22 protein-coding genes and 1 pseudogene are annotated in these 24905 nt (G+C 69.7%); 15 read left to right on the top strand and 8 right to left on the bottom strand.

The annotated features are described in order from the left end of the window. Positions 1-121: 121 nt before the first annotated feature. Positions 122-1339 (bottom strand): MFS transporter, encoded by a 1218-nt coding sequence (locus tag ASG32_RS21180; protein ID WP_056530377.1) that lies wholly within the window; start codon positions 1337-1339, stop codon positions 122-124. A 107-nt stretch (positions 1340-1446) separates the two neighbouring features. Here ASG32_RS21180 and ASG32_RS21175 point away from each other — a divergent pair, with 107 nt between their 5' ends. Continuing rightward, entirely contained in the window at positions 1447-1947 is a 501-nt protein-coding gene (locus ASG32_RS21175) for a helix-turn-helix domain-containing protein (protein WP_056530373.1), read from the top strand. Between the two features lie 371 nt (positions 1948-2318). Here the strand turns inward: ASG32_RS21175 and ASG32_RS21170 are convergent, their stop codons facing one another. Beyond that, complete coding sequence (locus ASG32_RS21170) at positions 2319-3770, bottom strand: carbohydrate porin (RefSeq protein ID WP_056530370.1); 1452 nt, start codon at positions 3768-3770, stop codon at positions 2319-2321. On the opposite strand from ASG32_RS21170, the gene ASG32_RS35665 reads away from it, so the two are divergent. The 13 genes and pseudogenes from ASG32_RS35665 to eutC all read left to right on the top strand — a co-directional run bounded on the left by ASG32_RS35665 (position 3757) and on the right by eutC (position 17020). After that, positions 3757-3882 (top strand): hypothetical protein, encoded by a 126-nt coding sequence (locus ASG32_RS35665; RefSeq protein ID WP_280141595.1) that lies wholly within the window; start codon positions 3757-3759, stop codon positions 3880-3882. The genes ASG32_RS21170 and ASG32_RS35665 overlap by 14 nt on opposite strands. Positions 3883-4456: 574 nt before the next feature. After that, positions 4457-6016 (top strand): ABC transporter substrate-binding protein, encoded by a 1560-nt coding sequence (locus ASG32_RS21165; protein WP_056530367.1) that lies wholly within the window; start codon positions 4457-4459, stop codon positions 6014-6016. Between the two features lie 57 nt (positions 6017-6073). After that, the gene (locus ASG32_RS21160; RefSeq protein ID WP_056530364.1) at positions 6074-7054 is read left to right on the top strand and encodes an ABC transporter permease; all 981 of its coding nucleotides are present in this window, start codon (positions 6074-6076) and stop codon (positions 7052-7054) included. Beyond that, positions 7054-7974 carry an ABC transporter permease gene (locus tag ASG32_RS21155; protein WP_056530361.1) on the top strand — a complete coding sequence of 307 codons (921 nt, stop codon included), beginning with the start codon at positions 7054-7056 and terminating at the stop codon, positions 7972-7974. Before ASG32_RS21160 ends, ASG32_RS21155 begins: the two co-directional genes overlap by 1 nt. Continuing rightward, positions 7974-9824, top strand: coding sequence for an ABC transporter ATP-binding protein (locus ASG32_RS21150; protein ID WP_056530358.1), 1851 nt, complete (start codon positions 7974-7976; stop codon positions 9822-9824). Before ASG32_RS21155 ends, ASG32_RS21150 begins: the two co-directional genes overlap by 1 nt. Before the next feature lie 105 nt (positions 9825-9929). Next, positions 9930-10688 (top strand): DeoR/GlpR family DNA-binding transcription regulator, encoded by a 759-nt coding sequence (locus ASG32_RS21145; RefSeq protein ID WP_056530356.1) that lies wholly within the window; start codon positions 9930-9932, stop codon positions 10686-10688. After that, positions 10681-11973 carry a Zn-dependent hydrolase gene (locus ASG32_RS21140; RefSeq protein WP_056530353.1) on the top strand — a complete coding sequence of 431 codons (1293 nt, stop codon included), beginning with the start codon at positions 10681-10683 and terminating at the stop codon, positions 11971-11973. The genes ASG32_RS21145 and ASG32_RS21140 overlap by 8 nt, the downstream gene beginning before the upstream one ends. Continuing rightward, the gene (locus ASG32_RS21135; protein ID WP_056530350.1) at positions 11970-12950 is read left to right on the top strand and encodes a phosphotransferase; all 981 of its coding nucleotides are present in this window, start codon (positions 11970-11972) and stop codon (positions 12948-12950) included. Before ASG32_RS21140 ends, ASG32_RS21135 begins: the two co-directional genes overlap by 4 nt. 10 nt (positions 12951-12960) lie before the next feature. Continuing rightward, positions 12961-13896, top strand: a complete 936-nt coding sequence (locus ASG32_RS21130) for a phosphotransferase (protein ID WP_056530347.1) — start codon at positions 12961-12963, stop codon at positions 13894-13896. An 11-nt stretch (positions 13897-13907) separates the two neighbouring features. After that, the gene (gene hisN / locus ASG32_RS21125; RefSeq protein WP_056530916.1) at positions 13908-14687 is read left to right on the top strand and encodes a histidinol-phosphatase; all 780 of its coding nucleotides are present in this window, start codon (positions 13908-13910) and stop codon (positions 14685-14687) included. Positions 14688-14815: 128 nt separating this feature from the next. Continuing rightward, positions 14816-15673 (top strand): annotated as a pseudogene (eutB, locus tag ASG32_RS35255) (ethanolamine ammonia-lyase subunit EutB); the annotation flags it as partial. A 1-nt stretch (position 15674) separates the two neighbouring features. Continuing rightward, positions 15675-16229 (top strand): ethanolamine ammonia-lyase subunit EutB (gene eutB / locus ASG32_RS35250; protein ID WP_244492090.1); only part of this gene is annotated, 555 nt, incomplete at its 5' end. Continuing rightward, positions 16226-17020, top strand: coding sequence for an ethanolamine ammonia-lyase subunit EutC (gene eutC / locus ASG32_RS21115; RefSeq protein WP_082557989.1), 795 nt, complete (start codon positions 16226-16228; stop codon positions 17018-17020). The genes eutB (ASG32_RS35250) and eutC, both read left to right, overlap by 4 nt. Positions 17021-17052: 32 nt before the next feature. On the opposite strand, the gene ASG32_RS21110 is transcribed toward eutC, so the two are convergent. The 6 genes from ASG32_RS21110 to ASG32_RS21085 are packed head-to-tail and all read right to left on the bottom strand — an operon-like array spanning position 17053 to position 23306. Then, positions 17053-18609, bottom strand: coding sequence for an amidase (locus tag ASG32_RS21110; protein ID WP_056530344.1), 1557 nt, complete (start codon positions 18607-18609; stop codon positions 17053-17055). A 43-nt stretch (positions 18610-18652) separates the two neighbouring features. Then, positions 18653-19378 (bottom strand): ABC transporter ATP-binding protein, encoded by a 726-nt coding sequence (locus ASG32_RS21105; protein WP_056530341.1) that lies wholly within the window; start codon positions 19376-19378, stop codon positions 18653-18655. Between the two features lies 1 nt (position 19379). Continuing rightward, the gene (locus tag ASG32_RS21100) at positions 19380-20138 is read right to left on the bottom strand and encodes an ATP-binding cassette domain-containing protein (protein WP_056530338.1); all 759 of its coding nucleotides are present in this window, start codon (positions 20136-20138) and stop codon (positions 19380-19382) included. Then, a complete protein-coding gene (locus tag ASG32_RS21095) occupies positions 20135-21202 on the bottom strand; it encodes an urea ABC transporter (protein WP_056530335.1) in 1068 nt (355 codons plus the stop codon). Before ASG32_RS21095 ends, ASG32_RS21100 begins: the two co-directional genes overlap by 4 nt. Further along, positions 21199-22065 carry a branched-chain amino acid ABC transporter permease gene (locus tag ASG32_RS21090; protein WP_056530332.1) on the bottom strand — a complete coding sequence of 289 codons (867 nt, stop codon included), beginning with the start codon at positions 22063-22065 and terminating at the stop codon, positions 21199-21201. Before ASG32_RS21090 ends, ASG32_RS21095 begins: the two co-directional genes overlap by 4 nt. 5 nt (positions 22066-22070) lie before the next feature. Then, positions 22071-23306, bottom strand: coding sequence for an ABC transporter substrate-binding protein (locus ASG32_RS21085; protein WP_056530329.1), 1236 nt, complete (start codon positions 23304-23306; stop codon positions 22071-22073). Positions 23307-24028: 722 nt separating this feature from the next. Between ASG32_RS21085 and ASG32_RS21080 the strand changes: the two genes are divergently transcribed. Next, positions 24029-24661 (top strand): tyrosine-type recombinase/integrase, encoded by a 633-nt coding sequence (locus ASG32_RS21080; RefSeq protein ID WP_056530909.1) that lies wholly within the window; start codon positions 24029-24031, stop codon positions 24659-24661. Positions 24662-24905 lie beyond the last annotated feature (244 nt).

The following is a 24905-nucleotide window of genomic DNA, read 5'->3' as shown; positions in this document are numbered from 1 at the left end:
AAGGGTGGATTTTGGCGGGTCCGCTTCCTGTTCGATTGTCGAAAAAGCTGCCGTTTGCAGCCTTTTCAACGAGGGAGGGCGTCAGGAAGCCGCGGCACCTCACTGATACAAAGTTGCCGAACTAGGCCCGGGCCGGCCGATGGAGGCTCAATGTAGAGGCCCATATGCCCAGCGCGAGGATGCTGAATGCCGCTCCGAGCGCCGAGACCCCGAGCCAGCCGGCATGGGCGTAGGCCGTGGTCGCGCCAATTGCGCCTACGGCGCTGCCGACCGCGTAGAACACCATGTAGCCGCCCACGAGACGGCTGCGAGCCTCAGGGTGCCGGGCGAAGAGGAGGCTCTGATTTGTGACGTGCACCGCCTGCACCGCGAGGTCGAGCAGGACGACACCGACGAGAAGGAGAGGGATCGACTCCGCCAGCAATGCGATCGGCCCCCAAGAGCCCAGCAGGATCGCCAGAGCCAAGCCCGTCGTCCACTGACCAAGGCCGCGATCCGCGAGCCGGCCGGCGACGGTGGCGGCGAGCGCTCCGGCCATGCCGAAGAGGCCGAACAAGCCGATCTGCGTGTGGGAGTAGGCAAAGGGCGCAGCGCTGAGCGGTAGCACCAGCGCCGTCCAGAAGGTGCTGAAGGCCGCGAAGACGAGGAGCGCGAGGATGCCTCGCACGAGCAGGATCGGATCGCGCAAGAATAGGGCGGGTATGGAGCGGAGCGTGGCGGCGTAGCTACCCGCGCGGTCCTGAGCCGGATGCGGCGGCAGGGTGAGGGCAAGGAGACCGAGCATCATGAGCGTGAGCCCGGCGGAGGTCAGGTAGACGGCCCGCCACCCGCCGAGGTCCGCCACCGTCCCCGCCACGAAGCGGGCGGCGAGGATGCCGGTGACGACGCCGCTCGTCACGGTCCCGACCGCCCGACCCTGCTCGGCCGGCCTCGCCAACGTCGCAGCGTAGGCCACCAGCACCTGGACCACGACGGCCAGCAGGCCCACCGCTGCCATGCCGGCAAAGAGCATGACCTCCATCCCCGCCGTGGCCACCACGACCAGCGCGATCGCTGACAGTGCGCCTTGTACGAGAACGAGACGGCGGCGGTCGACGCGGTCGCCGAGCGGTACGATGAGGATCAGGCCCAGCCCGTAGCCGACCTGGGTCATTGTCACGACGAGACCGGCGGCACCGGGTGAAATCCTGAAATCCCGCGCCATCGAGTCGAGAAGGGGTTGGGCGTAGTAGACGTTTGCGACGCTGAGGCCGGCGGCCACCGCCAGGAGCAGCGTCGTGACTCGCGTCAGGCCGGTGTTCACCCGGTTCGGGTTTCGGCACTTATCCGCGTGCAGCATCAGTCCTGTCCTGCATGAGCCCGTTTTGGTTTCATGTTGAGACCACTTGTGCTCGCCATAATCTAGTTCTAATTTAGGACCAGTTTACTCGAGTGGGAGCGGGACGGATGGTTAAGCGGGTCAGCTTCGGCAGCGCGGCATGCCCGGTGGCTCGTGCCCTCGACGTCATCGGCGACTGGTGGTCGCTCCTCATTATCCGCGACGCCTTCGATGGTGTGCGGCGCTTCAGCGAGTTCCAGGCTGGCCTCGGCATCGCGAAGGGCATGCTGGCGGCCCGGCTTCGCGACCTCACGGAGCGCGGTGTCTTGGAGACTGCGGCGGCTTCGGACGGCAGCGCCTACCGCGAGTACGTTCTCACCGAGAAGGGCCGTGGCCTCTTCCTAGTCATAGTCGCCCTTCGGCAGTGGGGCGAGGATCACCTCTACCGTACCGACGAGAGCCGATCCGCCCTTGTGGACACGGCGACGGGCCTCCCAGTTGCGCGGATGGCGTTGCACTCGGCCAAGGGGCGTCCCCTGGCCTGGACCCAGGTGTGTGTGAGGAAGACGAGCGACGATAGAGTTGGAGCCGTACCGGCGAGGGGAGCCGGAACATCCACTTGCAGGTAAAAGGATAGACGCCGGTTTGCCGCGCAAGCCGAAGTTGCCAGCCGACCGATCAATGGCTGCTTTCTGGAAGCGCCGAAATCCGCCTGTACGGCTGGCATGGGGCGATAGGAGGGCGTCCGCTTTTCCCGCGGACCTTCTCCGAAACGGACCGGCGGCTTACGGCCAGCATCAACGGCTCGATCACCGCCCACTCCGCATCCGTCAGATCAAACCGCGCCATCAAGGCCCTCCTGCTCAGAGGGCTAACGACGCCGCGGTTCAACCGTGCCAGCCGTTATGGGTTCGCGACCTAGGCCGGACGACGGAGACAGCTGAGCGCCCGCGCAGCCTGGGTGCTTCGGAGATGGCCGCTCAGGCGGAGCGGTCGCGTCTCAGCCCGGAGCCAAGCCGAGCAGCGTGCCGAGCGGGACCGACAGGGTGAAGCCGCCGTAGAAGCCGTCCTTGGGGCGGCGCGCCGTGTAGGGATTGAAGTAGGAATTGCCGTTCACGAGGTACTGCACGACCGGCTCCACGACCACGCCGCCCGGCATGGCGAAGTGGGCGTTGAGCTCGAACACAAACTTGTCCCGGGAGAAGGGAGCGCCCGTCCCGCCCGAGATGAAGTTCGCGTCGGCGAGGAAGCGCGTGTAGTTCTCGTTGAGACGCTGCCAGTTGATCTTGATGCCGTAGGTGTCGAGGGGGCGGCTCTGATCCGGGGCCTGCAGGAGCAGTCCGACGAAGCTGTTGAAGCGGATCGGGATCGTCGGATCGAAGGCGTAGCCGGTCCCCGTATAGGCCGAGATCGCGGTCGGGTGCGGATTGACCTCGCGCCCGCCGTCGGCCCGCCAGAGGGTCTGCGTGCCGGTCAGCACGATGCCCGAGGTCCCGGATTTCTGGAGGACCGGCGTGCCGGGATTGAGCCCTTTGGACGTTCCGAAGACAGTCTTGAAGTTGTCGTCGTGATCGGCCGAGTTGAAGAAGCCCGTCAAGGAGGCGCGTCCGGGATAGGCTTCCTGCGTGTAATCGGTCACGCGGCCGACCTCGAACATGGCGAGGGCCCCGGACAGGCGCTCGTAGCCCCAGTCGTAGCCCGAGAGGACGTTGGTTCCGGGATTCACGCTGAAGGCGCCGGCCTGGATGTACGTGGTCGGCGAGATCTTGTAGGCGAAATTCGCCCCCCAGACCGCGTAGAGCGGCGAAGTCCAGCCGGCGTTGAGATACAGGATGTCCTGGAAACAGGAGTTGATCGAGTTGCAGGGCGGCAGGGCATAGTAGCGGCCCGGATGGGTGCGGCCGACCTCGATCACGAGGCGGTCGTCGAGCAGCTTCTGCTGATAGGTCAGGAGCGACAGGCGGTTGTCGTTCGGATTGTAGGGCGGCTGATACCCGACCGTCGTATCGCCGATGTCGCCGGCCATGTTGAGGTTGCGCACGAGGCCGAAGAGCGTCTCGGTGAAGTTGATGCTGCCGCCCGCGATGCCGGCGAGTTTCTGCATGTCCGCCGTCATCGACAGGACGAAGTACGCGGAATTCGATTGCTGCCCCGTGCGCAGGCCCGCGGACGGGTTGGCCTGATAGAAGTCGTACATGTTGATGTCGAAGGTGAAGCCGGCCGCGGCCATCTCCGTCGCCCACGGCGCGAGCGGACCGACGCGGACCGGGGACGCCGCCTTGGCGGCGATCTCCGGGTTCGTCCGCGCCTGCGTCTGATCGCTCAAGGTCTCGACCGGTGTCGCGGTCTGCGCGGCGGCCGGATGCGCGGTCAGTGCCGATCCGAGCACGAGCAGGCCCAGGACCGCGCCGGTCCCAGACGGTGAGGCGAAGCGCGACATGTCCCCGATCATCGTGATCTCCGTTCGGGGGCCCGGCCGGCGCGTGCCGGTGCGCGGGCCGGCCGCGGAGCGGCAGGCCGAGCGGCCGGGAGCCGTCGGAACCCATTCGGTGCCGGTGGTGTGACTGGTTCGGCGTTCTGCGCGCCTTCTCGATGACGGGCCGATCACGGTTCGGTCGTCAGCCGAATCCGGTCTCGCCGAAGGACACCGCTACTCTCGCGGGTCCGAACTCATCAATGCCTCAACGTGTCATGAGAGATTCCGCATCGTCAATGGGTCGTGCATGGTTTTTGTGTAGTCTGACCGAGTCGAGATTTTTCGGCCACAGTCGAGCGAGGTAGGGTGATCGGGGCGCGCAATGCTGAGACGGCGGTTTAATCCCACTACTTTTGTTTAAGACACCGAGAAAACATCCACTTCGCGTTGTATAAGTGCAAATTTGGGGCGCAGATTGCCTTGTCACACGGGATTGATGCCGCGTTTGCTCGCTGCACGAGCATCCTCGGCGCCGGGGAGTCGATAATTGGCAGTGCGGTTAGTTCGCGAGCATTGTGCCCGAACTTAGCGCATCCCAGTGCCGCGCGCGCGGCGACGAGCGCCGATTCCGTCCGCTCGCGCGGTTCATGACAGTGGCACGTGGTTTGCTGTGTGGTTTTTGACCGATGTGTGCTGTCGGTTCGAAGGTGGAGGGCGACGGGATGGATCGCAGGCGGTTCCTTCAGCGGCTCGGTGCGATCGCCGCGTGCGCGCAGATCAACCCCGACGTCCTGATCTCCTCGGCCTTCGCCCAGAGCGCGCGGCCTCTGGTCTTCCTGTCGGCGGAGAACATCACCGGGAACTGGGACCCGACGGCCCACACGACACTCTCGCAGAAGAACATCGAGGGGTTCGTGATGGGCTTCCTCACGCGCACACCGATGACGCTCGATGACCCGGGCAAGGTGGTCTACGAACTGGCTACCGACATCAGGCTTCTCGACCCGCACCGCCTGCAGATCACCCGGCGCGACGGGGTCACATTCCACGACGGGAAGCCGTTCAAGGCCGAGGACGTGAAGGCGACCTTCGAGTACGGCGCGCAGCCCGATCGACCGGCGCAATGGTATCCCGGACCGACCGACACGCTCGCGATCACGACGCCCGACGACCGCACGGTGATCGTCGACACGACGAAGGGCGGGTATCCGGCGCACCTCTTCGTCTTCCTGGCCTCGTTCCTGCCGATCATGTCGGCGAAAGACGTGGCCGAGGGGCCCGGCGGCATCCTCGCCAAGCGCCTCAACGGCACGGGCCCGTTCCGCTTCGTCGAGCAGCGCGGCAACACCACGGTACTCAAGGCGAACGAGGGTTACTTCAAGGGGAAGCCGGCGATCCCCGGCATCGACTTCACCTTCACGGCGGATTCGACCACCCGGATGCTCTCCCTGATGAACGGGCAGGCCTCCATCGTCGAGCGCCTGGAGCCCGAGCAGGTCGAGACCGTCAAGGGCAATCCGAAGATCGCCGTCAGCCGGATCGTCTCGGTCGAGAACAAGTACCTGTGGTTCCGGTGCTCCAAGCCGCCGTTCAACGACGTCCGGATGCGCCTCGCCGCCTGCCACGCGATCGACCGGAGCGTCATCCTCGATGTCCTCGGCTCGGCGGGCCACGCCTCGTCGAACTTCGTCTCGCCGGTGAAATTCGGCTACGTCGACCTGAAGAACTATCCCGCCTACGACCCGGACAAGACGCAGGCGCTGCTGGCGGAGGCCGGCTTCCCGAAAGGGAAGGGCTTGCCGCCGCTGGAATACATCACGTCGGTCGGCTTCTACCCGAAGACCAAGGAATACGGTGAGATCATCACCGCGATGCTGACCGAGCAGGGCTTCCCGGTCACCCTCACCGTGCTGGAACCCGCGGCCTGGAACGAGCGCCTCTACCACCGCCCCGGCGGCGGACCGGGCCACATGATCGATTGCGGCTGGTCGACCGGATCGCCCGAGCCCGACCTCGTGCTGCGCACGCATTTCCACGCGTCCTCGCACCGCATCACGGGTCTCGAGGATCCGGAGGTCGACGCGAGCCTCGACAAGGAGCGGAACGCGCCGACCCTGGAGGCGCGCAGGACGATCCTGCAGACCGAGACCATGCCGCTCCTGGCCGCCAAAGCGCCGGCCCTCTCGCTCTTCACCTCGGCGATGATCCACGCGATGCAGGCCGACCTGAAGGGCCTGTTCATCTACCCCGACGGCTCGATCGACGCCGCGCGCACGGCCTGACCGGAACCCACGCCCCGCCGCGTCCGGCGGCGCGCCATCCCATAACCCCATCGTCCGATGTTCGTGCTCAGCTTCCTCGCCCGGCGCCTCGCGCAGGGGGCGATCATCATCACCCTGGTCTCGCTCCTGATCTTCACGCTCCTGCGCGTCGTTCCGGGTGACCCGGTGCGCCTGATGGTCGGCGGGATGGCGCCGGATTCCCTCGTGGAGCAGATCGCCGAGCGGATGGGCCTGCGCGATCCGATCTTGGTCCAGTTCGGCCGCTACGCCGGGCAGGTGGTGCGCGGCGACCTCGGTCACAGCTTCGTGCGGCCCGCGAACGGCGCGGCCACGGGCGGGGCGAACTTCGACGACGCGACCCGGGCCGAGCGGGCGCCCGTCGCCGCCCTCATCGGCGAGGCGCTGCCGATGACGCTGCAGCTCGCGGCCCTGGCACTGACCATCGCCCTGGCCTTCTCGTCGCTCGTCGGCATCGCCGCGGGACTCAGACCGGGCGGACTCGCGGACCGGTTCGCGTTCGCGGTCTCGTCGATCTTCATCTCGCTGCCGAACTTCTGGTTGGCGATCGTGCTCGCGCTCCTGTTCTCGGTGAAGCTCGGCTGGCTCCCGGCGGTCGGCTACGGGGGCTTCTCCTACACGATCCTCCCGGCCATCGTGCTGGCGGTGGAGCTGTCCCCGGTGCTGATCCGGACCCTCTCGGGCGCCGTGGCCGCCCAGATGGGCGAGGCCTACGTCGCGGTCGGCCGCATCCGCGGTCTCACGGAGACGCGGATCGTCGCGGCGCACGTCCTGCGCAACGCCGCCGTGCCGCTGCTCAACCTCCTCGGCGTCCAGTTCTCCAGCCTGCTCGGCGGCGTGATCATCGTCGAGTACATCCTCGACTATCCCGGACTCGGCCTGCTCACCATCAACGCCGTGCTGCAGCGCGACTTCCCGCTGATCCAGGGCATCGCGATCGTCACCAGCGCGATCTTTGTCGTGATCAACATCCTCGTCGATCTGGCCGCCACGATCATCGATCCGAGGCTCGCGTACTGATGGGCGTCGAGACGAGCCTCACCCTCGGGGCCGCCCCGGTCGACACGGGAAGCGCCCGCTCGATCGGGCGCCGCATCCTCGGACGGGCGGCCCGGGCGACCGGCTTCCGCATCGGCCTCGGTCTGCTCGGGATCCTGGTCCTGGCCACGCTCCTCTATCCCGAGTTCAGCGGCCTCGATCCCGGCAAGATGGATGTCCGCGCCCGCCTGCTGCCGCCGCTCCTCGCCGGTCCGCACTGGCGCTGGGCGCACCCGCTCGGCACGGACCAGATCGGCCGCGACATGCTCGTCCGCTGCCTGATCGGCCTGCGCTACTCCTTCCTGATCGGCGTCGCCGCCACCGCGCTGACCCTCGTCATCGGCTGCGCGCTCGGGATGGTCGCGGGCTACCTCGGCGGCCGGACCGACGCGGTGATCATGCGCGTCACCGACGCGCAGCTCTCGATCCCGATGATCATCCTGGCGATCGCGGTGCTCGGCGTCTCCAGGCCGACGATCCCCGCCATCATCCTCGTGCTCGGGCTGTCGAACTGGCCGGTCTACGCCCGCGTGACGCGCTCCGTCGCGATGGCCGAGCGCGGTCGCGAGTACGTCCGGGCGGCGCAGGTCTCGGGCGCGAGCCATGCCCGGATCGTGCTGACGCTGCTGACGCCGCTCGTGGTGCCGCCGATCCTGTTCACGGCGGTGCTCGACATCGCCCGCATGATGATCTTCGAATCGACGCTCGGCTTCCTCGGTCTGGGCGTGCAGCCGCCGACGCCGACCTTCGGGAACATCATCGCGGATGGCCGGAAGTATCTGCTGAACGCGTGGTGGATCGCCACCATGCCGGGCGTGTTCCTCGGCCTCACGCTCGTCGGCCTCAACCTGATCGGCGCGGCGTGCGAGCGGGCGCGCAACGCGATCCACGGAGGCGCCTGATGGACACGCCGCCGGTCCTGTCCGTCCGCAACCTGAGCGTCGACCTCGCCGGGCCCGTCGCCGGGCGGCGGATCCTCGACGGCATCGCGTTCGACGTCGCGCCGCGGGAGATCGTCGGCGTGGTCGGCGCCACCGGCGCGGGCAAGACGGTCCTGGCGAAGGCCCTGGTCAACGGCCTGGAGCCGCCGCTCGCCGCCCGCGGGACGGTGCGCTTCCGCGGGCAGGACATCCTCGGCCTCGCCCCGCGCGCGATGCGGCCCCTGCGCCGGGAGATCGCCTATGTCGGCGCCAACCCGATGGGCGCCCTCGACCCGACGCTGCCCGTCGGCCACCAGATCGCCGAGAAGATGCGGGCCGTGAATTCCGCCGTCGCGGCGGCGGAGGCGCGCCGCCGGGTCGTCGCGCTGCTCGACGCGGTCCGGATACCCTCCGCCGCCCGGCGCTTCCACGATTACCCGTCGCAGTTCTCCGGCGGCATGATGCAGCGCGCGCTGCTGGTGGACGCGATGATCTCGGATCCGGCGCTCCTCGTCGCCGACAACGTCACTCAGCCCCTCGACGTGACCGTGGCCGCCCAGGTCATCCGCCTGATGCGCGAGCTCACAGAGCGCTTCCAGACGGCGATCCTGTTCGTCTCCTCGTCGCTCCCGGTCGCCCGGGAGGCCGCGTCGCGCACGCTCGTCATCGATGCGGGCCGCCTCGTCGAGGAGCAGCCGACCAACGCGCTGATCGCCCGGCCGCGGCACGCCTACACCCGCGACCTGGTCGCCCAGATCCCGACCATCTGGACCCGCTCCCCCGCGCTGCCGCGCACCGGCGAGCCCGCGCGCGACCACTCCGAAGCGCGCCCGGTCATCCGCCTGGAGGACGTGTCGCAGACCTACCGGGTACGGGAGCGGGGGACCTTCGCGGGGACGAGCGCGCTCCGCGCCGTGCGCAACGTGACCGTCGATATCCACAGGGGCGACAGCTTCGCGGTGGTCGGCGAGAGCGGCTGCGGCAAGTCCACTTTGATGCGCCTGCTCAGTCGCCTGGAGCGGCCCAGCGGCGGCCGGATCCTGTGCGACGGGCAGGACATCGCGCCGCTCGCGGGACCGGCGCTGCTCGGGTTCCGCCGCAAGCTCCAGCTCGTGCTGCAGGACCCGTTCAACTCGCTGCCCCCCCGCACCGGCATCGGCGCGATGCTCGAGGCGCCCCTGCGCACCCACGGATGGCGGGATGCCGCCCGCATCCGCGAGCGCGTCCGCGCGGTCATGAACGATGTCGGCCTCAGCACCGCCCTCTACGACGCGCTGCCCGTCGGCCTCTCCGCGGGGCAGCGCCAGCGCATCAACGTCGCCCGCGCAATGGTGCTCGAGCCCGAGATCCTTCTGATGGACGAGACGCTCTCGGCGCTCGACCAGACCGAGCAGTTCCGGCTGCTCGCGCTGTTCGAGAAGCTTCAGCGGGCACACGGCCTCACCTACATCTTCATCAGCCACGATCTCGCGATGGTGCGCAAAGCCTGCAACCGCGTCGCCGTCATGTACCTGGGCGAGGTCGTGGAACTCGCCGACAACGAGCGACTGTTCTTCGATCCGGGCCACCCCTACACGAAGGCCCTGCTGTCGGCGATGCCGACCCTGGAGGAGCGCCGCTACCGCCCCGAGGAGTGCCTCCTCGACGGCGAGCCGCCGAGCCCGATCGACCTTCCGGCCGGCTGCGCCTTCCGTTCGCGCTGTCCCCGGGCCTTCGCGCCCTGCGCGGCCGAGAGTCCGAACCTCGTGATGCGCGGCGCGGGCGCGCTCGCCGCCTGCCACCGCGTCACAGCTCCCGGCGCGCGGCCGGTCCACGTCGAGGCAGCAGGTTAACAGATGACGGAACCCGATGAATTGCGGCCCGTCGAGGACCGTGCCAACCCGTTCCTAGGTTGCGTCCCGTCGCGAGGGATTACAACCCTTGGGAGACGGACGCCGATGAGTATAACCGAGCCGCGCCTGCAACTGATCCTGACGGAGTTGCAGCGCGACGGTCGCGTATCGGTCAACGAGTTGGCGAGCCGCCTCGGAATCAGCACCGAGACGGTCCGGCGCGACCTGCGGGACCTCGAAATGCGCGGGCATGCTCGCCGGGTCTACGGCGGCGCCGTCATCGACCAGAAGAAGGACGATCAGCCCTTCGACGAGCGGGCGCGCGTCGGCATGCGCGAGAAGGCGCGTATCGCGTCGGCCGCCCTGGCCTTGGTGGAGGACGGCATGACCGTCTTCATCGACACCGGCACCACGACCCTGGCTTTCGCCCGGCAGCTGGTCGGCCGGCGAATCACCATCCACACCAACTCTATCGGCATCGCCACCTTGTTCGCCGACGATCCGCAGTCGCAGGTGACCGTGCTCGGCGGCGAGATGAAGCCGCATTACCGCGGGCTGTTCGGCCACCGCACCGTCGCGGCCGTGCGCGAGCACGTCTACGACCTCGCCGTCATGGGCATCGTGACCGTGCATCGCGAGCACGGCTTCATGGATCTCGGCCAAGAGGAGGCGGTCCTGCGCCGCGCCGCCGTCGAGCAGACCCGGCGCTCAGTGATCCTGGCCGACAGCTCGAAATTCGGGCGGCTCGGCACGATCCGGACCCTCGGTCTCGGCGACGTCGACACGCTCGTCACCAACGCGCCCCTGGCGAGCGACTTCGCCGACGCCTTCCGACACCTAAACGTGGATGTGCTCCATGCCTGAGATACCGTCGCCGTCCTCCGTGCAGATCGATGCCGCACGCCTCCACGGGATGATGGACGCCGTATCGCGCTTCGGTGGCGGCGGCGACGGGTCGATGACGCGCCTCGCGCTCTCGGCCCAGGACGGCGCCGCCCGCGACTGGCTCGGCGCCTGGTTCCGGGAGAACGGCTTCACGCCGCAGGTCGACCGAATCGGCAACCAGTTCGGCCGCGTCGACTTCGCCGGGGGCAACGCGCCGACCGTCATGGTCGGCTCTCACCTCGACAGCCAGCCCAACGGCGGCCGCTTCGACGGTGCCCTCGGCGTCGTCGCGGCCTGCGAGGCGATCCGTGCCGTGGGCGCGTCCCTCGCGGAGCGCGGGCTGAGGTCGGCCTGCAACTTCGTCGTGGCCAACTGGACCAACGAGGAGGGCGCCCGCTTCCAGCCGAGCCTCCTCGGCAGCAGCGTGTTCGCCGGCCAGGCCGAGCTGGCCTGGGCCCTGGACCGGCGCGACGGCGCCGGGATCGCGGTCGGCGACGCCCTGGAGGCGATCGGCTACGCCGGGACCGACACGGTCCCGGTCCCGGACGCGTTCATCGAGCTCCACATCGAGGGCGGCCCCGTGCTGGAGCGGGAGGGGAAGCGGTTCGGTGCCTTCACCCGCTACTGGGGAGCCACCAAGTATCGCCTCGCCTTCCTCGGCCGGCAGGCCCATACCGGCCCGACCCCGATGGCCGAGCGCCGCGATGCCCTGCTCGCGGCCGCCTACCTGATCGCCGACCTGAAGGACATGACCGGCGATTACGGGCTCGACCTGCACACCTCGGTCGGACGGCTGGAGGTGTTCCCGAACTCGCCCAACACCGTGCCGAGTGAGGCGGTGCTGTTCATCGAGCTGCGCTCCGGCGCGCCGGCGATCCTCGAGGAGGCCGAGGCCCGGCTCCGGACGTTCATCGCCGCGGCGGCGGCGCGGGCCGGCGTCGACTCGGAGGTCCGCGCCATCGATCTGCGGCCCGCGGGCGCCATGCATCCCGGCCTCGTCCGGCTCGCGGAGCGGGCCGGCGCCCGCAACGACGCGCCGCCGCGGCCCCTCGACACGATCGGCGGCCACGACGCGATCAGCCTCGCCGCCGTCTGCCCCGCGATCGTGCTGGCGGTGCCCTGCCGGGACGGGGTCATGCACCATCCGACCGAGTTCGCGGCCCCGGAGGATCGGGCCTTCGGCACCCAGGTCCTGGCCGACATGCTGATGCTGCTGGCGACGGAGGGGCTCGCGGCCCTCGGCACCGGGGGAGAGGGCCGTTGAAGGCGCCAGGCGCGCCCGACGGCGCTCACGAGCGGCTGGCCGAGGAGGCCCTCGCGGCGATCCCCCTCTTGGCGGACCGGCCGATTCGCTACGGCGTGGCCTGCCCAGGCGCGGCGTCGCCGTCGTACCACGGCGTCGAGTCGGCCACCTTCCTGGTGGCGACGGCGCCGGACGCGGATCCGGACTACTTCCTCAAGGTCACCGAGCCGGCCGCCGCCGCTCTCATCGACCCCGCCGCCTCGTTCGAGGCCGCGACGCGCGTCGCCGCGCTGGGGCTCGGCCCCGAGCCGCTGCATCTGGCGTGGGCGCAGGGGGCGATCCTGTTCCGGCGACTCGGCCCCGAGTGGCGCCCCGCGTCCCTCGACCGCCTGCGCCAGCCCGACGCCATGACGGCGGTGATCGGGGCCTTTGACCGCATCGCCGCCGGCGCGCCGTTCGGCCGCCGGTGGAGCGTCTTCGACGGCATCCGGACCCTGCGCGCGGCGCTCGGCGCCGAGGGCGAGACCCTGCCGGCGGACCTGCCGCCGGACGGGTGGTTCCTCTTCGACTGGGTCGACGCCATCGAGGCGGCGCTCGCCGCCGCCGGGACCGGGTGCCGGCCGGCCCACGCCGACCCGCACGCCTCCAACCTGCTGTTCGCGCCGGACGGCGCACTGCGCCTCGTCGACTTCGACATGGCCTGCGATACCGACCCGCACCATCAGCTCGGCGCCTTCCTCAACGAGGCCTGCCCGTTCGAGAGCGAGATGCGACTTGGCATCGAAATCGCTGAGGGGGCCTGCCGGGCGGACGTGTTCAGCCGCTGCCGCGCCTACGCTGCCGCCGACGACCTGTACTGGGGCCTGCGGGCGCTGACGATGGACCGCGCCTCGCCCCGGCGGAGCCTGGAGTTCCGGAAATATGCGAGCTGGCGCCTGCTGCGCTGCCGAGCGCGGGTCGGCCGCCCGGACTTCGAGGAAACCCTGAGGACGCTTTGAGGAGCGCGGCATGATCCCTCTCGGAGGCGGACGCACAGAGGCCGAGCGGGCCTTCGAGGCGACCCTTCACCGGGTCGCCCCGTGGCAGGGTCGGCCCATGCACTATCGGCCGGTGCTCGGCGGCATCAGCAACACGAACTGGCGCGTCGAGGTCGCCGGCGAGGCGCACCCGTACTTCGTGAAGATGCCCGGGCGCGGCACCGAGATGTTCATAGACCGGGCCGCCGCCCGCGCCGCGAGCCGGCAGGCGGAGGCGATCGGCCTCGGCCCGCGCACCTTCGACTATCTCGACGCGGAAGACGTGGAGATCGCGGAGTTCGTGGAGGGCCGCCGCCCCTCGACCAACCGCGACTTCGCCGACGCGGCCGTGCGCAACGAGGCGATCGCCCTCTATCGCCGCTTCCACGGCGCCCCCCTGCTGCCGCTCACCAAGACAGTGTTCGACATGATCGACGAGCACGACCGGCAGGCCGTCGATCTCGGCGCGCTGCTGCCGCCCGACCAGGCGTGGCTGACCCGTCAGACGCGCCTCGCCCGGGCCGCCCTGGAGGCGTCCGGCATCGACCTCGTGCCGTGTTTCAACGACCCGATGCCCGGCAACTTCCTGATCGGGGAGGACGGCTCGATCCTGCTGATAGACTTCGAGTACGCCTCCAACAACGATCGCCTCTACGATCTCGCGATCTGGAGCGGCGAGATGTTCTTCTCCGAGGACGTCGATCGCGCGATCATCGAGGCGTATTTCGGCCGGTACAGCGACCAGCTCTTCGCCCGGTTGATGGTGCACAAGGCCCTGGCCGACGTGAAATGGTCGACCTGGGCGATGGTGCAGAACCGCATCTCGGACCTCGACTTCGATTTCTACAAGTACGGCATCTGGAAGCACATGCGCGCCCGATCGATCATGAACGACACGCGGTGGCCGGCCTTCCTGAAAGCGCTCTGAGCGTGCCGGACATGCTTCCCCCCGCGGGCGAGATCCTGGCCTTCGCGACCGGCCTCGCCGACGCGGCCCGACCGGTGGCGATGCGCCACTTCCGCACGGACCTCGACATCGTCGCCAAGGCGGACGCGAGCCCCGTCACCCTGGCGGACCGGGCGATCGAGGCGCTGCTGCGCGAGCGGATCGCGGCGCGCTTCCCGGAGCACGGCATCGTCGGCGAGGAGATGGGCGTGACGCCGGGCCGGGGTCCGGTCTGGATCATCGACCCGATCGACGGCACCAAGAGCTTCGTGACCGGGCTGCCGCTGTTCGGAACCCTGATCGCCCTCCTCGACGGCGGACGGCCGACCATCGGCGTCATCGACATGCCGGCCCTCGGCGAGCGCTGGACGGGCATGCCGGGCGCGGCCACGTTCAACGGGGCGCCGGCCCGGGCCAGCGCCTGCCGGACCCTCGCCGCCGCACGGTTCTTCACGACCACGCCGGACGGCTTCTCCGGGGCGGACGCGGCGCGCTACCGACGCCTCGTCGACCGCGTCGGCATCCGGCGGTTCTGCGGCGACTGCTACGCCTACGGCCTGCTGGCTTCCGGCCACTGCGATCTGGTCGCGGAGACCGGCCTGCAGCCCTACGATTACCTCGCCCTCGTCCCGGTGATCGAGGCGGCCGGCGGCGTGATCACCGACTGGGCGGGCTCCGCGCTGACCCTCGACTCGGACGGGCGGGTGCTCGCCGCCGCCACACCCGACCTGCACGAGGCCGCCCTCGACATCCTGCAGGATCGGGTTCCCTGAGATCTGACAGCGCGCCGGGAGCGCCCGTATGGCCTACGCGACGACGATCGAAGGCACACGCTTCACCTTCCCCGACCTGCGCAGCCTGCTCGCCAAGGCCACGCCGGAGCGCTCGGGCGACCAGCTCNGACCAGCTCGCCGGGCTCTGCGCCGACGGGCCGGTCGAGCGCCTGGCCGCGCAGATCGCCCTCGCCGACCTGCCGCTCAAGACCTTCCTGGCCGAGGAACTGATCCCCTCGGACGAGGACGAGGTCTCCGACCTGATCGCCCGCCGGCACGACGCGCAAGCCTTCGCGCCGGTCGCCTCGCTCACGGTCGGCGCCTTCCGCGAGTGGCTGCTCGCCCCCGCCGCCGACGCCGACGCCCTCGCCGCCCTCGCGCCCGGCCTCACGCCCGAGATGGTCGCGGCGGTCTCCAAGATCTGCCGCCTGCAGGACCTCGTCGCGGTCGCCGCCAAGCGGCCGGTGGTGACCCGCTTCCGCTCGACCCTCGGCCTGCCCGGGCGCCTCGCCACCCGCAACCAGCCCAACCACCCGACCGACTCGTCCGAGGGCATCCTGATCTCGGCCCTCGACGGCCTGCTGATGGGCTCGGGCGACGCGGTCATCGGCGTCAACCCGGCGACCGATTCCCTGCCGGACTACATCCGCATCGTCGAGCTGCTCGAGACCCTGCGCTTGCGCCTCGACGTGCCGACCCAGCACTGCTGCCTCGGCCACGTCACCGTTGCGATCGAGGCCATGGCCCGCGGCGCGCCCGTCGACCTCGTGTTCCAATCGATAGCCGGCTCGCAGAAGGCCAATGCCGGCTTCGGCGTCGACCTCGCCGTCCTGCGCGAGGCCTCGGACGCGGCGCGCGCCCTCGGCCGCTGCCCGGCGGGCGGGCAGGTCATGTACTTCGAGACCGGCCAGGGCTCGGCGCTCTCGGCCGACGCCCACTGGGGCGTCGACCAGCAGACCATGGAGGCGCGCGCCTACGCGGTGGCGNCTCATGTACTTCGAGACCGGCCAGGGCTCGGCGCTCTCGGCCGACGCCCACTGGGGCGTCGACCAGCAGACCATGGAGGCGCGCGCCTACGCGGTGGCGCGGGAGTTCGACCCGCTGCTGGTCAACACGGTCGTGGGCTTCATCGGTCCCGAGTACCTCTACGACGGCAAGCAGATCATCCGCGCCGGGCTGGAGGACCACTTCTGCGGCAAGCTGCTCGGCCTGCCGATGGGCGTGGACGTCTGCTACACCAACCACGCCGATGCCGACGGCGAGGACATGGACGCGCTCCTGACCCTGCTGTGCGCGGCCGGGGTCAACTTCGTCATCACGGTGCCGGGGGCGGACGACGTGATGCTGAACTACCAGTCATTGTCGCACCACGACGCGGTCTACGCCCGCGAGACCCTGGGTCGCCGTCCGGCCCCGGAATTCGAGGCGTGGCTGCGGGCCGTGGGCATCACGGACGGGCAGGGCCGGCTGGCCAGCGCGACGGGCGCGCTGCCCCCGGCCCTGGCGGAGGCGTCCCGGCTCCTGCCCGGGCGGGCGGCGTGAGCGGCGAGCCGGCCGGGCCGGCCGGGCCGGCTCGTCCGGGCCCGCCGACGCTGCGCGACCTGCGCGGGCTGACCCAGGCGCGCGTCGCGCTGGGCGCGCACGGGGCCGGCCTGCCGACCGGCGCGGCGCTGGCCTTCGGGCTCGACCATGCCCGCGCCCGCGAGGCGGTGTGGACGCCCCTGGACGCGGCCGCGATCCGCGAAGGGCTGCGGGCGCAGGGCCTGGACTCGGTCGAGGTCCGCTCGGCCGCGTCCGACCGGGCCGAGTACCTGCGCCGTCCGGACCGGGGCCGCAGCCTCGATCCGGGGACCGCGTCCGCGCTCGACGGGCACGGCGGGCCGGGCTTCGACGTGGCGATCGTGATCGCGGACGGGCTGTCGGCGACGGCGGTCGCGCTGAACGCGGTGCCGGCGGCGGCGGCGCTGGCGGCGCGGGTGCGGCGGGCCGGCTGGAGTCTGGCGCCCGTGGTGGTCGCCAGCCAGGGGCGCGTGGCGATCGGCGACCCGATCGGGGCGCGGCTCGGGGCGCGCTGCGTGGTCGTGCTGATCGGGGAGCGCCCGGGCCTGTCGGCCTCGGACAGCCTGGGCTGCTACGTCACGTACGGCCCGGCGCCGGGTCTGCCCGACGCGCGGCGCAACTGCATCTCGAACATCCGGGAGGGCGGCCTGGCGGTCGAGGCGGCCGCCGGGCAGATGGAGGCGCTGCTTCGGGCGATGCTGGCCCAGGGCACCAGCGGCGTCGCGCTGCGCCGGGACGATCCCGCCGATCCGGAGGCTCTCCCGGACGGATAGCTCCCGCCGGGTTCGCGGCGGGAGCTATCGCTTCAAGCCCTGAGGTCGGGGGCCTGGCGGTAGCGGGTCGCCTGCTCGTAATCGTGGGCGAGCCCGAGGAGGTCAGCCTCGCTCCAGAGCGGTCCGACGAAGATCAGGCAAAAGGGCGAGCCCGAGGCGTAGCGGCCGGCTGGCACGACCACGCCCGGCAGCCCGGCGATGTTGATCTCGCACACGGTCGTCTCGTGGATCGTCTCCGACCCGTGCAGGGCCGGCACCGCGTCGCGGGTCTGCGGGAAGACCAGGGCGTCGAGACCGTGCTCCGCCATGACCGTCGTGAAGACGTCGAGATACCGCTCGCGTGCCGCCAGGAAATCCGAGAGATCCGGCGGGGCGAGGGGATCGGCGCGGCAGGCCGCGAAGGCCGGCACCTGATTCATCCAGTCGAGGACGCCGCCCGGTGCGAGGGGATCTTCCGCCTTCGTGGCGGCGTCGAATTCGGCGAGGGTCCGGTAGGCCGCCTGCGGACCGAGCCGTTGCAGATAGTGATGGAGGTCGTAGAGCACGCTCTCGATGCCCCGGGCATCGTAGTGATCGAGGCCGGCGACGGGCTGGCCGAGGTCCGCGAAGCCGCTTCCGGCGAAGGGGTCAGCCACCAGGGCGGCGCCCCGTTCGGCGATCTCGGCCTGGGCCCGGGCGTAGAGCTGGATCGTCTCCGCCGAGAGGGCCCGGTCGCGCCAGCCCGGCCCGTAGAGCCCGAGGCGTCTGCCCCGCAGGGCCGTGTCGGACAGCTTGGCGGCGTAGCCGCCCTTCGGACGGCGGCCGATCCCGGCCACGGTCTTCGGGTCGGCGGCAGTGTAGCCGGCCAGGGCATCGAGGGTCAGCGCGGCGTCGCGCACGCAGCGGGCGATCGGCCCGACCACGTCGCGCGTGCTGCCGGCGAGCGGGACCACCCCGGTGTTGGGCACGAGCGCGAAGGTGGGCTTGATGCCGACGAGCCCCTGCGCCGAGGCGGGATTCTGGATCGAGCCGCCGGTTTCCTCGGCGAGTCCGAGGACCGCGAGACTGGCCGCGACGGCCGTGGCGGTGCCGGCGCTCGACCCGCCGGGCAGGAGGTCGGGCGCCGCGGCGTTGAGCGTCGGACCGGCCCAGCTGTCGTTGGCGTGGCTGCCGGTGGCGCTCAGCACGGGCACGTTGGTCTTGCCGAGGACGACGCAGCCGGCCGCCCGCATGCGCTCCACTACGGGCGCGTCCGTGGCCGGCACGAGGTCCACTCCCCCGGCCTCGGCGCAGAGGAAGTGCCAGCCGGCCGTGGTGGGCAGGCCGGCAACGTCCATCGTGTCCTTGATCACGACCGGAACGCCCGCCAGCGGCCCGAGGGCTTCGCCGGCGGCCCTGCGGCGGTCGATCGCTCGCGCCTCGTCGAGGGCGTGCGGATTGAGGAAGATGATCGCGTTGTAGCGGGGATTGTAGGTCTCGATCCGCGCCAGGAAGGCTTCGATCAGCGCCACGGCCGTCACGCCGCGGGCGTAGGCGGCCTGGACGTCGGCGACGGTCATCTCGGTCAGCATCCCGGCAAGGTCGGGCGCGTCGATCGGGGCAGCATCCATGGGGAACTCCGGACTGGCGAAGGGGAGGGGATCCGGCGGCGGCTCAGGCCATGCCGACGAACTCGTCGATCAGCGACCGGTTGCGCGCGACCTCGGGCGGGACCTCGCGGGTGATGACGCCCTTCTGAAGGATCAGGATGCGTTCCGAGAGGCCGGTGATGCAGGTCAGGTTCTGCTCGACGAGGAGCAGCGCGATGCCGCGCTCGCGCCCGATCCGCAGGAGGCTCTCGATGATCTCCTCGATGATCGAGGGCTGGATGCCCTCCGTCGGCTCGTCCAGCAGGAGGATGGTCGGGCCGCCGCAGAGGCAGCGGGCCAGCGCCAGCAACTGCTGCTCGCCGCCCGACAGGGCACCCCCGGGCCGGTCGAGATAGGCCTTCAGCCGGGGGAAGGTGGCGAGGATGCCCCCGATGGTCTCGTCCTCGTCCCGCTTCGCGAGCAGGCAGCCCATGCGCAGATTCTCGCGCACGCTGAGCGCGGGGAAGATCTCACGCCCCTGGGGCACGTAGCCGAGGCCCATGCGCGCCCGGGCCGTCGGGCTGCGCCGGGTGATGTCGGTCCCGTCGAACCGGACCTGCCCGGCTGTGGCCGGCAGGTAGCCCATCAGGGTGCGCAGCAGCGTGGTCTTGCCCATGCCGTTGTGGCCGAGGATGCCGACGAACTCGCCGGGGCGCACCGCGAGGGCCACGCCGCCGAGGATCGGGATGCGGCCGTAGCCGGAATGCAGGCCCTCGACGGAGAGGAGCGGCGGGCTGGCAGGGTCGGTCATGTCAGGCGGCCTGCTTGCCGAGATAGACGTCGCGCACGCGGCTGTCGGCCAGGACGGCGTCCACCGTATCCTCCATGAGGATCCGGCCCTGGTTGAACACCGTCACGGTCTTGGCGATCATCCGGATGAACGGCATGTCGTGTTCCACCACGATCAGGGCGTGGGTGCGGTTGATCTCGCGGATCAGCGCGGCGGTGCGGTGGACCTCCTCGTGGGTCATGCCGGCGGCGGGCTCGTCGAGGAGGATCAGCTCGGGCTCCTGGGCGAGCACGGTGGCGATCTCGACCCATTGCCGCTGGCCGTGCGCGAGCTGGCCGACGATGCGTCCGGCGATCCCGGTGAGGTCGAGGCGCGTCAGGGTCTCGTCGACGATGGCGCGGGTGCGGGCGATGGACTTGCGCCGCCCGGCCGCCACGAACACGTTCTCGTGGACCGAGAGGCCGTTGAAGACGTTCGGCACCTGCGTCTTGATGCCGACGCCGAGCCGCGCGATGGCGTGGGGCTCGGCCCCGGTGATGTCCGTGTCGCGCAGGCGGATCCGGCCCTCGGTGGGCTTCAGCTGACCGGTCAGGATCTTGAAGAAGGTGCTCTTCCCGGCGCCGTTGGGCCCGATCAGGCAGCGCAGCTCGACCTCGCCGAGGGTGAAATCGACGTCGGCCACCGCCGTCACCCCGCCGAACCGCATGGTGACGCCGCGGGCCTCGACGAGCGGGCGCAGGGGCGCCCCGTGGGCGCCGGTGAGGGGGGTGGGAGCGTTCATCGCGCGCCTCCCGCGGCGAGCGCGTCCTTCGCCTTCCCGCCCGAGGCCCGGGGCGCCCGGGCCCGCTCCAGCAGGCGGAGGCCGAGGCCGCGGGCGACCGGGATCAGCCCCTGCGGCACGAGCAGGACGAAGCCGACGAGGACGACACCGAGCCCGAGGTTGGAATCGACCGCGCTCTGGCTGCCGGCGGCGATGATCAGCGCCTGGATCAGCACCGCGCCGAGCATCGGCCCGACGAGGGTGCCGAGGCCGCCGACCAGGACGTAGATGATGACCTGCGCCGACATCGGCAGCCCGAACACGGTCGGGCTGATGAAGCCGCCCCAGTTGGCGTAGAGACAGCCGGCGAGGCCCGCGACCCCCGCGGCGATCATGAAGGCGATGAGCTTGTAGAGGCGCGGGTCGTAGCCGATCAGCTGGGCCCGGGTCTCGTTCTCGCGGATCGCCACCACCACGCGGCCGAGGCGGCTCGCCAGGATCCCCCGCAGCAGCGCGTAGACGAGAATCAGGGCCCCCATCGCGGCGTACCAGATCCCCTCGATGTCCAGGGGCTCGTCGGGATGGCCGGGCGCGTTAAGGGCGGGGATCGCCGGGATGCCGTTGAAGCCGCCCAGCTCCGCCGCGCCGATCCGGTACTGGCTGCCGGAGGTGGCGTTGACGAGCTGGAACAGGATCACCGACACGGTCAGCGTGATGACGCCGATATAGGCGTCGCTGATCCGCCCGTAGAACATGAAGTAGCCGAGCAGGCCGGCGAAGAGCATCGGCACCAGGATCGACAGCAGGACGGGCACGGTGCTGTCGCCCATGTTGAGGACCGCGACGGCGTAGGCGTAGCCGCCGAGACCCAGGAAGGCGGCCTGCCCGAAGGACATCACCCCCGCGAAGCCCCAGACGAAGCCCTGCGAGAGGCCGAACATCGCGAGCGCCGCGAAGCCGGTGCACTGAACGAGGCCGAACGTGTCGAGGGCGTGCGGTGCCCCGAACAGGATGGCGAGGCCGAGGGCCAGCGTCGCCAGGAAGCCCGCGGCGGAGAGCCGGCGGGCGGGAGCTGCGGAGGTCATAGGCTGCGCCTCAGGTAGCGGCCGGTGATGCCTTGCGGGAGGACGCGGATCAGCAGGATCGCCGCGACGAGTAGGGCGACGTCGCCGATGACCGGCGTCGTCTTGAACGAGACGAGTTCGTTGATGACGCCGAACAGGCTGGAGGCCAGACCGGTGCCGGTGACGATGGCGGGGCCGCCGCCGAGAACCGTGATGAAGGCGCGGGCGATGTAGGCCGCGCCCATGGCCGGGGAGACGCCCGAGATCGGGGCCAGGACGCCGCCGGCGAGGCCCGCCAGGGCCGCGCCGAGGGCGAAGGTCGCCATGTAGACGCGGTTCGGCTGCACCCCCAGCGCCGCGGCCATGCGCGGGTTCTGCATGGTCGCGCGCAGGATCAGGCCGAACTTGGTGAAGCGCAGCACCAGGAACATCGCCGCCAGGGCGGTCAGCGCCGTCGCCACGATGACGAGGCTGTAGAGGCTCGCCCCGTAGCGCCCGATGTCGAAGCTGCCGACGGGCGTCGAGACGCCGCGCACGACGTTGCCGTAGAGCGTGGTGATCAGCCCGATCAAGCCCAGGCTGATGCCCCAGGTGGCGAGCATCGTGTCCATCATCCGCCCGTAGAGGAAGCGGATGACGGTGCGCTCCAGGATCAGCCCGATCACGCCGACCACCAGGGGCGGCAGGACGAGCATCGCGATCCAGATGTTGACCCCGGCCCCGCTCGCCATCACCGCCGTGTAGGCGCCGAGCATCATGAACTCGCCGTGGGCGAGGTTGATGATGCGCATCATCCCGTAGATCACCCCGAGGCCGAGGGTGATCAGGACCAGGGTGGCGATGCCGGTGACGACGTTGAAGGCGAGCAGCCCGGCGAGATCCATCGCCCTCAGCCCTTCAGGTCCGGCGTGAACTGCTTGTTGGTGCGCGGATTCTTGATCAGGTCGCAGGCACCGCCGGTGTCGGCCGGGAACGAGTTCGGGAAGGTGGCGAGGATCTCCCACTTCCGGTCCTTCGGGCGGGCCAGATAGGTGTTGCGGATGGTGTGGTGGGTGGCACCGTCCATGGTGACCGTGCCGGTCGGGGACTCGATGCTGAGGCCGCTCTCCAGGGCGGCGATGACCTTGTCGCGCTCGATCGAGCCGGCCTTCTTCACCGCCTCGGCCCAGAACAGGATGCCCTCGTAGGTGGCGGTGTCGAGCTCGCTGAGATCGGTGACGTCGGCGCCGAACTTCGCCTGCATGCCGGCGACGAAGGCCTTGCTCGCGGGCGTGTCGAGGTCGTTGTACCAGCCGTAGCAGGTGATGATCCCGTTCGTCGTGGAGGGATCCATCGTCGTCAGCTCGTCGCCGAGCCCGAACACGCTCGACCCGACCGGGATCTTGGACTTCATGCCCGCCGCGTCCCACTGGCGATAGAAGCCCGAATGGTTGGCGCCGACCAGCGCCGAGAGGACGAGATCGGGCTGCGCCTGCTGGATGCGGCTGATCGCGGACGAGAAGTTGGTGACGTCGAGGGGGAAGAAGTCGGTGCCGAGCACCGATCCGCCGCCATCCTTCATGAACTTCGTCATCCAGCTCGCGGTGATGTGCCCGTAATTGTAGTCTGCCGCGACGATGTAGGCCTTCTTGCCCCAGTTCTTGAGGGCGTAGTCGACGATGTGGTTGACGGTCTGCGCGGGGGTCGACCCGGTGCAGAACACGTTGCGGTCGCAGACGCCGCCCTCGTACTGCGTGTTGTAGAAGTAGAGGGTCCGCGCGCGGTCGAAGATGGGCCGGATCGCCTCGCGCGACGCCGAGGTGATGCCGCCCTGGATGACGTCGACCTTGTCCTTGAGGGCGAGCTGCTGGGCATACTGGGTGTAGAGCTGCATCGACGATTGCGTGTCGTAGGCGATGAGCTGGATCGGCCGCCCGAGGAGCCCGCCGGCCTTGTTGAGTTGCTCGACCGCGTACTCGGTGGTCTCGATCATCCGCTTGCCTTCGAGGCCCAGCGCGCCGGAGCCGTCGAGCAGGCTGCCGAGCTTGATCGGCTCGGCGGCGAGCCCCTTCCGCGCGACGAACGGCATCGCGACGGTGCCGGCCGCGGCCGCCATCGACAGTTTCAGCACCTTCCGGCGGTCCATTGCACCCATCCCCCGAACTCCTCTCCGCCTCGCGCTTCAGGTCCGGAGACCGGAAGCGGGTGAGCGAAGGGTTCGCAAAGTCGATGCCAACCAATCTCACAGATCGGTCAGAAATCGGAGCGGCGACCGGGAGTGCACCGAGCGTCAGCGGTACTGTCCGCCTGTCGCGGCCGTGGAAATGCCACACAACGATCACGAGTCAGCGACAGCGACCCGGCCGATGGCGCGCGAGAATCTCGGCATGTCGTGACCAGCTGCCTCCCGACCGGGCTGATCGAGAGGATCAGCCAAGCTCGAAGGGGTCGGTCATGCGGTGAGATCAGAAGAGGAGCGCGGAGTAGATCGTGCTGAAGTTGCACCAGATCGAGGTGCGGACGGCGCAAGGCGAGATTTTCGCGCTGCCATGCAAGAAGGCGGACGGCGGCCGTCCCATCGACCGGATGACGCGCTAGGAACCTGTCCGAGTAAGAGCGCACGCACTGGATAACCTGCAGAGTTCTGTAAGGGACATGTCCGAGTGCATATAGCGGATGAAGGTTGGTGTGCCGCTTTGAGCTGAAGTTGTCGAAGGGCGGAGGAACGGCCGCTTTGGAGAAGCTGCGACAGAGGTCTGAGCGTCCGAGTTGGGTCGCCAGCGGAACGTCCGCATATGCCCCCATCTTCAGAGCCTCGGTTCGGGTGTCTCCTCGCCTCGCTGGCATGAGCCGGCGAGGAGACAGATGATGGGACACTCTGCACACGATCCGGCCACGAAAGGGCGGCCAGCCTGGAACGCTGGCCGCAAGCTCGGGGCCAAACGAGCCCTCAAACCTCAGCAAGTCTGGGCCATCCGGTTCTGGCTCGATCGCGAGCGGCGCACACGCGACCGGGCGATGTTCGATCTCGCCATCGACAGCAAGCTGCGCGGCTGCGACATCGTCAAGCTCAAGATCGGCGACCTCGTCAGCGGGGGTCGGGTCCGTAGCCGGGCAATCGTCATCCAGCGCAAGACCGGTCGGCCGGTGCAGTTCAAACTGCTCGAACCTGCCCGCACCAGCATCCTCGCATGGCTTGAGGCCAGGGGTGGAACGATCGACGACTATGCCTTCCCGAGCCGGCTTGACGGCGTCACGCACATCAGTACCCGGCAGTATGCGCGCCTGGTCGATGAATGGGTCACGGGTATCGGGTTGCGCAGCGAGGACTACGGAACCCATTCCCTCCGCCGCACGAAGGCGTCGCTGATCTACAAGCGGACCGGCAACCTGCGTGCCGTCCAGATCCTACTCGGCCATACCAAGATCGAAAGCACGGTCAGATACCTCGGTGTGGACGTCGAAGATGCTCTGACCCTAGCCGAAGGTACTGAAATTTGAGCGCCTTGCCCCTCGGCTCCATTGTCGAGGGGCTTTCAAGCCAGCTCGGCAGCAAAGCGCCCAGTGCAGCCGTACGGTCGTCCGCGACCGCATCCACGAAGCGGACGTTAAGCGAAGACAGGCACTGGGCCCGATCACGCCATGGGCGGACCCCGGCCTCGGTCTGAGCAGCGTACGTCAGCGAGACGGGAGTCCCTCGTCCATCGCCGTAATGCTCGAACACGCGGACGCGGTGGGATCTCGC

Origin of the sequence: Methylobacterium sp. Leaf361 (assembly GCF_001424445.1) — a bacterium.
In the GTDB taxonomy this organism is placed as follows: Bacteria; Pseudomonadota; Alphaproteobacteria; order Rhizobiales; family Beijerinckiaceae; genus Methylobacterium.
This window is presented reverse-complemented; position numbering and strand designations above follow the sequence as displayed.